We start from the raw sequence: 12,769 nt of genomic DNA on the forward strand, positions 1-12,769 counted from the left end.
TCAAACCTCCTCGGTGATGGTGGTGCGCCGGTCGTGTTGCACCAGGCGCACGATGATGACGGCGGTCGCGGCGGCGGGGGCAACGCGCAGTTCGATGATGAAGCGCCCGGCTTCGACACTTTGGCGCGTGTTGATGCGCCCGTCGGTGATGACGCGGTAAGCGTCGGCGGCTTGGGTGCCGCGAAACGCCCCCCGCCGGTGCAGGTGCGAGAGCAATTGCTCGAAACGGTGTTGCACGCGGCGGCGAAAGCCCGGCGTGTTGGGCTCGAAAACGTATTCTTCGCCTTCGCGCAGGGTAATCTTGCGGATGAGGCTGAGCAGGCGGCGCACATGGATGGCGCGCAGGTCGTCGCCCGGAAAGAGGGTTTCGTTGCTCAGGGTGAGAAAGCCGCGGGCGTCGCGGTGTACGAGATTGACGGCGGCGGGATAGAGCAAGCCCCATTCGGCGCGGGAGAAGGTCGGTTCAAGCGCCACAACGGTACGCCAGGGACGGTTGGCGGGCGAACGCCACGCCCCATCGCGCAGGGCGGTCTCCGCAAGGACGCCGAGCGCCACGCCGTCGGGCGGGTGCAGGTGGGTGTCGGTGTCGCGTTGTTGCCAGAGCCAGGGGTGAACAAGTGTGCCAAAACTGAGCGTGGCGGTTTCGTCGAAGCCGATGGGCGCGACGCCAAAGGTGGCGGTGTCGGTGGGGCTTTGCAGGCGGGCGGTGTATGTCAGGGCTTCCTGGGCGCGTGTGCCGCGCGGCAGGCTCAGCGCGGCAAAGAGGTCGCCGCGGGCGGCGCAGAAGCGCAAGAGCGCGCGTTGCACGGCGAGCAAGCCTTCACTTGATGGGGGGCGTGCGCGCCACTGGCTCGTGTCGTCGGCTGGCACAACAAGCGTCGCCGACCAAAGCCCCACGGTTGTCCCGCGACGGGCGCGCACACGGTAGAACAGGGTTTGCGCCGGACGGCGGGGCAGGGTCATCTCCGTGGCGTCGGCGTCAAGCAGGATGCTGGGTGTGAGGAAGAGCGGTTCGTCGGCTTCTTGCAATTCGTAGGCTTCGGCGTTGGGAATGGAATCCCACTCGATGCGATAGGTGCCGTCGGCGGGCGTCGGCCAGACAAGGCGCGGTGTCGTTTCGGGCATGGTGGGGGGTGTGCAGGCGACAAAGGGCTTGGACGGCACATCGGCGACCAGCGTGCGCGACCAGGGGCTGGTGTCGTTTTCGCTCAGCATACGCACACGGTAGAAGCGGCGCACCGGGCAATCGGGCGCGAGATAGCGTTCCATGGTGGGGCTATCACCGGCGAGGTGTGCGCGGTGCGTGATACGCTCGAAGGTGGGTGTGTCGCTTTCTTCGACGATGTAGCCGCTTGCCTCAGCGCTTGCAGGCCAATCGAGGCGATAGAAGCCGGGGGTTTCCAGCGGCGTCAGTGTGGGGCGCTCCGGCGCCGGCGGCACGGTGGGGGCGGGGATGGTGTGATGCTCCCACCCCGGTTGCACGGCGTCGGGGACGGCGATGAGCGTGGCTTCGCTGATGGGGAGCAGGCTGTGCAATCCCAACAAAGGCGCAAAGGGGCGTGAGGGTGGCGGCGGTTGCAAGTAGAAGCGTTGTTCGGCTTCGGCGAGCAGGCGCGTGGTGGTGTGTATTGCCATGTCGGGGTCGAAAAAGAGGGTGGCGTCCAGTGTGGCGAGCCCGTTGCGTGTGAGGCTGTCCGGTTCAGACGGCGAAACGAGACGCGGCAAGGTGTCGGCGGCGGTGGGTGCGCGAGCCATGCCCAGCGGCAGGGCGGGGGTGTGCGGCGCAAGACCGGCGAACGGGAAGCGGGGCATGCGGGCGTCGTCGTCGAGTGGGGTGGCCGTGCGGCTGGTTGGTTCACCGGTTGGCCAGGCAAACAGCGCGTCGTCGGTGGGGAGATGCCCCCAGTAGCGGGGGTGGTTGGGGTGAAAGCCTAACTGTTCAATCATGCCGATGATGCCGTCGTGCCGCCAGGCGTGCAGGTGAAAGCGCAGGCGGCTGACAAGCGGTTGAACGCTGACGCCCCAGTTGGCGGTGAGGGCGAGCGCGTCGTTTTCATCCAGCGGCCAAAAGAGATGTGTGGCGACAAGCGTGAGCGTATGCGCTGCGCGGTCAATGCTCACGTCTTCCACAACCGCCAGCAGTGTAGCGCCCGTGCCGTTCAGGCGGATGAGGTGCAGGCGGTCGGGAATCGAATCGGGGGGAAGCGGGCATGTGAACAGCAGTTCCTCGTCGGCGATGTCAAGCACCGCGGCGCCCGTGCCGTCCCAGATGGTGCGTTCCCCATCGGGGTGGTGCCAGGTGGCGCTGGTGGGCGTGCCAAAGGTGCTGTGTGCGGTTGGCCACGTGCCGTAGCGGAACCACGCTGCTGCGCCACTTTCGACTGTTTGCGTGGCGGCGTTGCGATCAATCTGCTCGGCGAAGCAGAATCCAACAAGGGTGGAACCGTCGGACGCCGGCGCGCGCAGTTCCAGCAGGTCGAATGGTTGAATGGTGTGCGGAGCGGTGGTGAGCACCAGGGTTGTCTGCCCGCCGGCGAGCGTGAGGGCGGCGAGCGGCATGGTGAAGGGAGAGAGCACCGCCCCTGTGCGCAGGTCGTCCGACCATGCCCCGCCGGAGCGCGCCGCGAGGCGTATGGGCAGGTGGGTATCGGCAGCCACCAGACCGGGCACAGGGTAGATGTTGGTGGTGGGCGTCTCGGCGACACGCACCACCCAGCAACGACGACCACCGTTGTAGAAAAAGGCTTCCACCGCCGCGCCCAGGTGGGTGCGCAGGGGTTCATCACGTGTGGTGTCAAACGCCAGCATGAGGTCATCGCCGAAAATGTCGCGAAACTCCGCGGGGTCTTCCACAAGCACAGGGATGTGCAGTGGACCGCTGGCGGCTAGCCCGACAAAAGCGGCGATGTCCATGCGGGGGAGAATGTCCGCACTGGGTGGGGTGATTGATTGAAAGTAAAGCCCCGGCAAACGTGTCGCCATGAGATTGCCTCGATTATGCCAGTTCAATGCGTTCGCACGCCAGCACCAGTTCTTCGATGGCAACGTCGGTGCCTTTGCCATTGAGGGAAGGACCGGTGTACTTGATGGGGCGGGCGTTGATGAGCCGCCATTCCATGGCGACCGTCGCGCGGTCTTCGCTGAGCAGTTGGATGGTCACGTTGCGCAGTTGCGCCTGATCACCGTTGCGCACCTGGTCAAGCCATTCGTAGAGGTCGAGTGCGCCGATGACGCCCCGTTTGAGTGTCACGTCGGGCACTTTGTACATGCCGGTAATTTTGCGGGCGGCGTTGTCTTTCTCGTTGCCGTTGCGGTATTCGGCAACCGTGATTTCCATGCCGAGCCCGCTCACTTCCTGAAAGCCGGCTTGTGCGCTTGAAGTATCGCCCGTGCCCAAATCCACCAAAAAATTGAATTGGTTATACGGACGTTCACGAAATTCAGCCATGAGGTTGCTCCTTCATTCGATTGAGGTATCAGGCGTTGGCGTCGGCGGTCCATTGTCCGATACGGAAGATGACAAATTCGGCCGGGCGTACTGGCGCGACGCCTACCAGACAGATGAGCCGTCCGTTGTCAATATCGTTTTGGGTCATGGTGGTGCGGTCGCACCGCACAAAGTAGGCGTGTTCGGGTTTTTCACCCATCAGGCGCCCCGATTTCCACTCGTTGAAGAGAAAATCGCTGACGGTGCGGCGCACGTTCGCCCAAAGCGGTGCGTGGTTGTTCTCGAAGACAACCCACTGCGTGCCTTCGTCAATGGAGCGTTCAAGGTACGCAAAGTAGCGACGTACGTTCACATACTTCCATTCGGGGTCGGACGAGATGGTGCGTGCGCCCCAGAGGCGATAGCCGCGCCCAGGGAAATAGCGGAAACAGTTGACGCCTTCGGGGTTGAGCACGTCTTGCTGCGCTTTGTTCAGCATGAACTCGAACCCAATGGCGCCGCGCACGACTTCATTGGCGGGGGCTTTGTGCACGCCGTGCTCGATATCGTTGCGAGCATAGATGCCGGCGACAAAACCGCTGGGGGGCATGTTGGCTTCGGCGTTTGTCACGGGGTCCACAATGCGCACCCACGGGTAGTAGAGCGCGGCATACTTGGAATCAAAGCGGTTGCGGTAGGCGCGGATTTCGGAAACAGCCTGGTTGGGTGGTGAATCCAGAACCGCCACGCGGTAGCGCATGCGTTCGCAGTGCGAGATGAGATGGCGCACGGTCTGCTCGATGTCGCTGGCGCTATTGACATAATCGTATGTTGCGCCCGGCGCGGCGACAATCGAGATATCTTCGATATCCTCAAACGCGACCAAGCCGCTTTTGAGAGCGGGGTCGTCGTCACCGGTGCCCTGGTAATTGGCTGCTGTGGGGCGGCTCCCATCCGTGCCGCCGCTCAGGTCCACAATGTAGCGGCGGTCGGCGTCGGTGGCGGTGCTATCGCCGAAGGTGTCTTCGATCGTGTTGGGAGATGTGCCCTGCCCAAACAGCGTGTGTACCACCAGGTCGCCGCTTGCGGGACCAGCGAAAATGATGGGGACGGTGAGTTGCGCCAGGCGGCTGCTGAGCGTGCCGGCGAACACATTGCTGAGCGAGTTGGCGTGTGCCGGGTGGGGGGCGAGCCCGCTCCAGCCTTCGGTGCGGGGGAACGCGCCGGGGGTGGTGATTTCGACGTTGACGGTGATGATGTGGATTTCATCGTTGGCGGCCAGTTCGTCAAGTGTGGGTGCGGTGTTTGGGTCATCGCCGGCTTGCCGAAAGCGGATGGTGGTGCTGCCCGCGCTGACGACTTCTTCAACGTAATAGACACCGGTGGCGAAGGTGGGGCTGCTATCTGTCGAGTCGTTGTCGCTGGCATCTACCAGATAGACCGTATCATGCGCCCGCAGGCCTGGTGCGAGATTGTTTGTGCCGTCGCTGGTGAGGATGTTGTTGCCGAGTTTGGCGGTGAATGTCACCGTCACATTGCCGCCGCTTCCGGGGTAGCGGGCTGTCAATGTGATGTCATTCCCCCCGCTGTCTGGGTCGGAGATGGTGGTGTCGGCTGATGTGGCGCTGTTGGCAACGCGGGAGACGTACAAGCGCGCGCCGCCTTCATCGAAAAAGGCGCGCACGGCGTGGGCGAGATAGTTGGGCACTGTGGCGCTTCCAAAGGTCAGCGGGTCAAGCCCGCCGTAAATGCGCTCAAAATCGGCGAAACTGGTAAGGAGTTCCGGTTCGCCTTGCGTCGGACCGAAGCGCGCGGGTCCTACAAAACCGGCTGTGCTGGTGCTGACGCCTTCGATGGTTTTGGCGCGAAAACTGACTTCTTCGACATACACACCTGGGGCAAGATACTCGGGCATGAGAGGCCTCCTTCAAGGTTGGTCATTTACGGCTTATGGTTTACGTATGAATGCGAAGCGTCGAACGCCCCGCGGTCTGCAACGTCAATGGTTCGCCGAACGTCAATGTGGCGTTCAAACTGTTTTGGGGCGTTCCGCCGTCAGTGGCTTCGATGGTTGCAAAGGGCTGGGTGCTCATCGCGGCGAAGTCGGGCAGGGGGGTCCCCGGTAGAGTAGGCAATGTGCTCGCGGCGCGCACGCGCACGGTGAGCGCCCACGTCTGCATTGTGCCGGCGACGGGGGGACCATGCTCAGGCGGTGCGGTGAAGGCGGGATAGGGAAACATGGCGAGCACCTGCCCGTTGGTGTGGCTGAACCCATAGAACGTTTCACCGTTGATGGCGATTTCCAGCATAGCCCATGCGGCGGGGGTGTTGTGTGCGGCGTCTTCCAGTGTGGCGTGCACAATGGCCACCGCCGGGAGTGGGGCACGGGCGGGTGATGAAAACAGGTAGAAGTCGGCGGGGGTGCCGACACCGCCGGGGCGGTACAAACCGCCGTATGGCAGGGGCAGGGCGATGCGCATGGCAACCGGCAGGAAGCGCCGGCGGGCGTCGCGTACTTCGATGATGTAATCGCGCGGGGTCGGTGCGGGTGAGCCGTCGGGATACTCAACCGACGCCAGACCGGGAAGACCGCGGAATGCGAGGGCGTGCCCTGAGGTGCGAAAGGCGGTGCGGCGGGCGGTGGTGGCGGTCGCTGGCCAGGCGGTGGCGGAGAGGCCATCGCCGACGATGCCGCTGGTGGTGGCGTCGCGAAAGCGGATGCCCAATGTTGTGAAACGGTGGACGGTTTCAACAAGGCGTGGATTGTCGGGGTCAAGTGGCGGCATGTGGGATTACTCCGCTTCAATACCAAGGTTGAACAGTCGTTCCTGCACCAGTTCGGCGGTGGAGAGTTGCAATTCCGACTCAATGCGCACGGCGCGCGCCACATAGGGCAACAGAATGGGCAGGCGGTGAGTGTCCAGAATTTCCCAAAAGCGCAGCATGTCTTCGGTTGGCAGGTCGCCCGGCGTGAGTTCCACGGCTTCATCGGCGGCGAAAATGCCCGGCGTGACGGCGTTCAGCAATCCAGCAGGCAGAATCGGATGGTCTTCCATGATGCGAAGCAGCCAGCCGGCGACTGCCTGTTGGAGCGATGCTTGCCGCCCCCACGCACAGAGCAAGTAGAGGCAATCCACCGGCACGTCGGTGCGGAACCGTTCGCCGTTGTTCCCAATGCGCCCGGCGGGCGCCCGGTATGTGCCGTTGTGCAGGATGCGATAGAGAAAGATGGAGACGCCGGCGTTCATGGGTGAGCGGAAGTTTTCGGCTGTGTAAATGGCGAAATCGAGGTCGTTGGCGAAGTCCGCCGGGTCGTAGCGCATACGCAACAACGCCAGAATTGCCTCGCTTATGCCGATGAGTGCGCGATAGGTAGCCACTAGGATTGCTCCGAAGCCGAGTTGTTGTCTGACAGGTGAAGCAGGGTGTTGATGAACTGCGTGATGTCTTCAAGCGTGTGTACCGGGCGGCGTAGCCCACTGGGAATGTGTTGAATCGTGCCCCGCCAGGTCTGCTCGTCCGTCCCTTCCAGCCACATGCGGATGACAAATGTATGGTGGGCTTGTTCTTCGTGGTTCATGACGGACAACTTTCGTGTGTTGTGGCTGGGTGGGGTCATGTGTAGGGCAAGTATAGCAGGCGGGGGTTCCCAAAGAGTTCTTTTTGCGTTCCCTCAGCGTTCCTGTTGGGGTGGCAGAAAAAAAGACCTGTCATCAGACAGGTCGCGAACGGCTTTTGCGCGCTGGGCTTAGTCTTTGGCGGGGGGAGCGACGTCGCGCAAGCGGGCGAGTTGTCGGCGCACGTCGTTGAGCGAGGCTTGAAGGCGCGTTTCAAGGGCGCGCAACTCTTCGGCGGTGGCGTGGGTCTGTGCTTCAAAGCGGGTTCGTTCTTCCAGCGCGTAGCGGCGAACCGTTTCGGCGTCATCCTGGCGGATGGCGTCAGCCAGGTTTTGTGTGGCTTGGGCGGGGGCGGCTTGAAATTCTGTATCGAGTATCTGGCGGCAAAGGAGAAATTGGCGCAGGGCGGCGGTACGGTTGCCCGAGAGGTAGAACAGCCGCATGAGGGTGCGGTGTGTGCGTTCATGGGCGGGTTCTTGTTGCAGAAGTTGATGGGCGTATTGAATGCCCTCATTGAGGGCGTGCATCTGTTCGCAGTGCGCCAGCATCTTTTCAAGAAGCACAAGGTACATGTGGCGGTACTGTTCGCGCGGGACGAGCGACCAATCGGCGTAGATGGTTTCGAGTAGATCGCCGCGGTAGAGCGTGATGGCGTGGCGGGCGAGTATGCTTTGCTGGGCGTCGAGTATGGAGCCGTTTTGGCGGCGGCATGCTTCAAACGCTTGCGCGAAGGTGTCGCTGTCTATGCGCACGTGGGCGCAGTTCAGGGCGATGGTGGCGTGTTCGATGTCAAGGGCGGTGGTGTCGCCGAGGGCTTGTTGCAGTTTCCAGAGCGTTTTGCGCAAGTTGGTGCGTGCATAGTGCGATTGGATGTCCGGCCAGAAGAGGGTTGCCAGGTGTTCGCGATGGTGGGCGCGGTGATGGTCTAAGGCGAGATAGGCGAGCAAGGCTTGCGCCGATGGGGGGAGCGGCACAGGTGTATCATCAAGCATGCATTCGATTTGCCCAAACAAACGGATGTGCAACATGGATGTGCCTTTCGCAACGTCTGCATGGGGTGATGAAGGGTGAGTTGGATTTGGCTCGCATGGCGCATTTCTCTAAACGTCGGCGTGATGGGATTTGGCGTTGAAAGGCGGGCATGTTTCAACTATGGCATATGTGTTGCAGAAAGGCAAAGCGCGTCGTGTCAATGGGTGCGGTGCGAGGTGTCGGATGTCTCGGCGTAAAAATCGAGCCAGAAGCGCATTTCGCTGAGCGCCGTCGAATGCCAGAGATAGGTTTCGTGTTGCACCTGAGCCAGCCGCTGGGTGCACGCGAGCCGCGCCGCGGGACTGGTTTGGGCGTGTTGCTTCTCTTCGGGTGTTGCGTGTTTGCGCACGTGCCCCCACATGTGTTCAACCGCGTTGAGAACGCCCCCCGCTGATGGGGGGTGGCGCATGAGGTCGGTCAATTCATCCAGCAAGGGGGCGAGGTCTTCGTGGCGGGCATTGACGAGCCGCTTGCCAATGTCGCGGTAGGCGTTGGGATCGCGGGCGAGGATTGAATACTTGTGTTGCGCCCAGGCTTGCTGTGGGTGCTCCGGTAGAGGAATGCGCCCCTGGCTTTGCCCGGCGTATTTGGCGCGCAACAGCGTGATTTGCGCGCTGGGGGCGTCCAAGTAGGGAGGCCAATGGGCTGGGTTGGGTGGAATTGGAAGGGGAGAATGGTGGCGGTAGCCTCGCAAGGCCAGTTCTGCAACCAGCCAGCCATGCCGCACAGCCAGCGCCCCCAAATGCTCGCGCCAGCGCTTTGTTTCGGGGTGCGCTGCGTAGCCTTTTTTGTTGTGCAGATGAATAGACGCCAAACCATGCAGTTCGCGGTGTTCGCCCAACAAACGCGAACGGTCGAGATAGCCGGGGTGAATGTCCCAAATGCGCATGCGTCAATCCTTCGAGTTGTTGTCGCAAAAATGAACCATAGCAAGCGGGCGGCTTTTGTCAATGGGATTGTTCTGCAAACAAAAAACCGACGCACTTTTGTGAGTGCGTCGGTTCGGCTTGCGTGCGTGCGCGTTAGACCCACCGCGCCGCTTCAAACGCCAATTCCGAGATGGTGGGGTGGGCGGGGAAGAGCGCGGCAAGATCGTGGATGGTGGCGTTGGCCGCTATGGCCTGCATGATGGGCGTCAGTGCGTCCGCGGCGTGCGGCCCAACGGCGACCCCACCGACAAGGCGCTTGTCGTCCGGCGTGAAGGTGATTTCGAGAAATCCCGGCGTCTCGTCCGTGTTCAGCAAGGCGGCTTTGAGGGCTGTGTTGAAGGGGATACGCACCCGCGCCAGCCCGTCTCCTTCAACCCGACCCACTTGCGCGACTTGCGGCTCGCTGTAAATGGCGAAAACAACCAGCGCTTCGCGGAAGGGGGGCAGGTCGTGCCCCAGCGCGGTCAGCGCGGCGTGGCGGGCGTGCGCCATGGCGCGATTGGCAATCATCGGGCGCCCCGTCACGTCGCCCACGGCGAAGATGTGCGGCTGGCTGGTGCGCAGATGGGCGTCCACGTGTGGCGCGCCATCTTCGCGCAGGGTAATCTGCGCCGCATCCAGCCCCAGGCGGGCGGTGTCGGGGCGGCGTCCGATGGCGATGAACGCCATCTCGGCGGTGAGTGTGCGCCCATCGGCGAGTGTGACGACCACATGGTCGCCTTCGTTCGAGGCGCGCACGGCGCGTTGCCCCGCCACCAGGCGCACGCCGCGTGCTTCCAGTGTGCGCGCCAGGGTGGCGCCGGCGTCCGGTGCGAACATGGGCAGAACGCCTTGCTCGTCCACCACCCACGTGGTTTCGACGCCCAGCGCGTTGAAGAGATAGGCGAACTCGCTCCCCGTCGCGCCGCCGCCAACGACGATGATGGAGCGCGGCAGGTGTTCCAGGTGGGACATGAAGCGCGGCGCGATAAGGCGTTTTCCATCCGGGCGCATCTCCGGGGGGAAGATGGGCACCGAACCCGTCGCCAGGATGAACGCATCGGCTTGCAAGCGGGCGACGGCTTCCCCGTCGGCGTTGCGCACAACCACCTCGTTGGGGCTGGTGAAGGCGGCGACGCCGGTGATGGTTTGCACGCCCAACGCGGCCAGACGCGCCGCGCGTGCTTCGTTCCAGCGTTGCGCCACCATGCGGATGTGCGCCAGCACATGCGCTTCTGCAGGGCGGGCGCTTGTCGCCATGCCCAGCGCCTGCGCGGCGCGTGCTGTTTCCGCGGCATGCAACCAGACTTTGCTGGGCAGAAGACTGTGCCAGCCGGCGCGTCCGCCAAGCGGTGCATCGGCAACCAGGGTGACGTGTGCGCCGTGGTGGGCGGCTGTGCGCGCCGCTTCAATGGCTGCGGGTCCTCCTCCGATGACAACAATCTGCTTGCTCATGCGGCTGCCTCCACAGGTTGCAAGGGTTGTTCGTCTTCATCTTCATCTGCAACACACCCCAACGCCCGCATGGCGTCGTGCGTGTGCAGGTGGAAGTGGTCGCGCCCGATGGCGTCCACAAACCCGACCGCCTGCAAACGGTCCATGACGGGCCCCTTGATGGCGGCGAAGTGCATTTCCACACCCGCATCGCGCAAACGATGGGCAAGGTCTTCCAGCGTTTCCAGCGCGCTCGCGTCAATGAAGTTGATCGCCGTGCCAATCAGCACAAAGGCGCGGATGTCGGGGTTGTCCGCCACCAGCGAGAGTACCAAATCTTCCAAAAACTGCGTGTTGGCAAAGTAGAGACTTTCGTCCACACGCACTGCCAGCACATGCGGGCATGTTTCCACCTTGTGGCGGGCAATGTTGCGGTAAATTTGCGTTCCCGGCAAACGCCCCACAATGGCCACGTGGGGGCGGCTGGTGCGCCAGAGGTAGAGCGCAATCGTCACGGCGACGCCCACAAGGATACCTGTTTCCACCCCGACAATCAGCACAGCGAGGAAGGTTGCTATCAGCGCCACGGCGTCGGCTTTGTTGTACGCCCAGGTGTGTTTGAGCGTGTGAACGTCGAAGAGCGTACTGACCGCCACGATGACGATAGCCGCCAGAACGGCGCGCGGTAGGAAGTAGAAGAGCGGCGTCAGCGCCAGCACAGTCAGCAGGATAAGCGCGGCGGTGATAATGGAAGCGATGCCACTGCGCGCCCCCGCCATGAAGTTGACCACCGAGCGCCCGAAGCCGCCCGCCACAGGGTAAGCACCAGTGAGCGCTGCGGCAATGTCAGCCGCACCGAGCGCCAGCAACTCCTGATTGGCGTCCACCTTTTCGCGCCGCTTGCTGGCGAGCGCTTTGGCAACCGAGATGCTTTCCATGTATCCGACAAAGACCAGCGTGAGTGCTGTTGGCAGAAGCGTTTGCCAGAGCGTGAGGTCCAGCGGTGGAAGCCCAAAGGGCGGCAAGCCTTGGGGAATGGTGCCGACAATGGCCACGCCGGCGCGCTCGTGCAATCTCAGCCCCCAGACAAGCAGCGTACTCAGCGCCACCACAACCAGCGGACCCGTCTTGCTCAGCATGAGGGCGACTTGTTCTGAGAAGCCCAGACGCCGAAAGAACGTTGCCCCCCACGTTTTGAACGTAAAGAGTATCGCGATGCTTGCCAGCCCAATCGCCAATGTCGTGGGGTTGGTTTCTGGCAAAGTGCGTAGTGTCGCCGCCACCTGTTCGTAGAAATGCGGCAAGCGGGGGACAGAGACGCCGAGCAGGTGTTTCACCTGGCTAAAGCCGATGACGATGGCGGCGGCGCTGGTAAAGCCCGAAAGCACAGGGTGGCTCAGGAAATTCACCAGGAACCCCAGCCGTGCCAAGCCCATCACAATTTGCAGAAGCCCGGCGAGCAACGCCAGCACCAGCGCCAGTTGCACGTATTCGGGGCTCCCTGGCTCGGCCAGCGGCGTCAGCCCTGAGGCGACGAGGAGCGACATAATCGCGACGGGCCCCACGGCAAGGGCGCGGCTGGTGCCCAGCAAACCATACACCACCAGCGGCGCAATGCTGGCATACAACCCGACTTCGGGCGGCAACCCCGCCAGCATGGCGTAGGCCATGCTTTGCGGCACCAGCATAATCGCGACGATGACGCCGGCGATGAGGTCGTTCACAAAATCGTCGCGGGTGTAGGTGCGAATCCATTGCGTGATGGGAAGCCAACGTATGGGTTGGGACAGCATAGTCAACACTCCTTGTATGCGAGAATCAGCATTCAAAAGGGCGACCCAATGCAGGGCCGCCCTTTTGATGCGCGAGACGCCACACGTCAACGTGTGGATTGTTGCGCTTCGTTCAGGCGCTCAAAAAAGTCTTCGACGCAAAACTCGAACACCTCGAACGCGTCATCGTCATAGCCGGCGGCGCGCAGTTCGGCTTCGGCGGCTTCGCGCGGCCAGCCGTCGTTGAGCAGGCGGTGCAACAGCCAGAGTAACCCCGTGCGCGAGGCGGTGCGACAATGGAAGAAAATCGGCTTGGGCAAGCGCCGAATCGTCTCGCCGAAGGCGCGCACATGTTCAGGGCGCAACTCGTAGGCGGGCAGCGGTAGGAAAGCGTAGGCAAGCCCGGCGGCTTCGGCGTTGCGCCCTTCTTCCGCACCCCGTTCGGCGTCGGTGCGGATGTTGAGCACACTGCGAAAACCTTGCTCACGCAAGCGGCTCATTTCCTCCGGTTGTGGTTGCCCCGCCAGCACAATCTCATCGTTGACGCGATAGACAACGCAACTCAGTGATGCTGCCATC

At 62.7% G+C, this 12,769-nt stretch carries 11 protein-coding genes; all 11 read right to left on the reverse strand.

Annotated elements, in window-relative coordinates; all coding sequences use genetic code 11:
* The 11 genes from SE16_RS02585 to SE16_RS02635 all read right to left on the reverse strand — a co-directional run bounded on the left by SE16_RS02585 (position 1) and on the right by SE16_RS02635 (position 12,768).
* Positions 1 to 2,982: a hypothetical protein gene (locus SE16_RS02585; protein ID WP_060687166.1), complete on the reverse strand. Its 2,982-nt coding sequence runs from the start codon at positions 2,980 to 2,982 to the stop codon at positions 1 to 3.
* A 13-nt stretch (positions 2,983 to 2,995) separates the two neighbouring features.
* Positions 2,996 to 3,448, reverse strand: coding sequence for a phage tail protein (locus SE16_RS02590; protein WP_054493652.1), 453 nt, complete (start codon positions 3,446 to 3,448; stop codon positions 2,996 to 2,998).
* Between the two features lie 28 nt (positions 3,449 to 3,476).
* Positions 3,477 to 5,342, reverse strand: coding sequence for a phage tail sheath subtilisin-like domain-containing protein (locus SE16_RS02595; protein ID WP_054493653.1), 1,866 nt, complete (start codon positions 5,340 to 5,342; stop codon positions 3,477 to 3,479).
* A 40-nt stretch (positions 5,343 to 5,382) separates the two neighbouring features.
* On the reverse strand, positions 5,383 to 6,213 hold the full coding sequence (locus SE16_RS02600) for a hypothetical protein (protein WP_054493654.1): 831 nt from the start codon (positions 6,211 to 6,213) through the stop codon (positions 5,383 to 5,385).
* Positions 6,214 to 6,219: 6 nt separating this feature from the next.
* Positions 6,220 to 6,807, reverse strand: a complete 588-nt coding sequence (locus tag SE16_RS02605) for a DUF4255 domain-containing protein (RefSeq protein WP_054493655.1) — start codon at positions 6,805 to 6,807, stop codon at positions 6,220 to 6,222.
* Entirely contained in the window at positions 6,807 to 7,007 is a 201-nt protein-coding gene (locus tag SE16_RS02610; RefSeq protein ID WP_054493656.1) for a hypothetical protein, read from the reverse strand. The genes SE16_RS02605 and SE16_RS02610 overlap by 1 nt, the downstream gene beginning before the upstream one ends.
* 168 nt (positions 7,008 to 7,175) lie before the next feature.
* Positions 7,176 to 8,072 carry an AfsR/SARP family transcriptional regulator gene (locus SE16_RS02615; RefSeq protein WP_054493657.1) on the reverse strand — a complete coding sequence of 299 codons (897 nt, stop codon included), beginning with the start codon at positions 8,070 to 8,072 and terminating at the stop codon, positions 7,176 to 7,178.
* 161 nt (positions 8,073 to 8,233) lie between these two features.
* Positions 8,234 to 8,965, reverse strand: a complete 732-nt coding sequence (locus SE16_RS02620; protein ID WP_054493658.1) for a DUF1722 domain-containing protein — start codon at positions 8,963 to 8,965, stop codon at positions 8,234 to 8,236.
* 133 nt (positions 8,966 to 9,098) lie between these two features.
* Positions 9,099 to 10,439 carry an FAD-dependent oxidoreductase gene (locus SE16_RS02625; protein ID WP_054493659.1) on the reverse strand — a complete coding sequence of 447 codons (1,341 nt, stop codon included), beginning with the start codon at positions 10,437 to 10,439 and terminating at the stop codon, positions 9,099 to 9,101.
* Positions 10,436 to 12,211 carry a SulP family inorganic anion transporter gene (locus SE16_RS02630; protein ID WP_054493660.1) on the reverse strand — a complete coding sequence of 592 codons (1,776 nt, stop codon included), beginning with the start codon at positions 12,209 to 12,211 and terminating at the stop codon, positions 10,436 to 10,438. The genes SE16_RS02625 and SE16_RS02630 overlap by 4 nt, the downstream gene beginning before the upstream one ends.
* 86 nt (positions 12,212 to 12,297) lie before the next feature.
* On the reverse strand, positions 12,298 to 12,768 hold the full coding sequence (locus SE16_RS02635) for a beta-lactamase hydrolase domain-containing protein (RefSeq protein WP_054493661.1): 471 nt from the start codon (positions 12,766 to 12,768) through the stop codon (positions 12,298 to 12,300).
* Between the last annotated feature and the right edge of the window lies 1 nt (position 12,769).

Origin of the sequence: Ardenticatena maritima, assembly GCF_001306175.1 — a bacterium.
GTDB classification, from domain to species: Bacteria; Chloroflexota; Anaerolineae; order Ardenticatenales; family Ardenticatenaceae; genus Ardenticatena; species Ardenticatena maritima.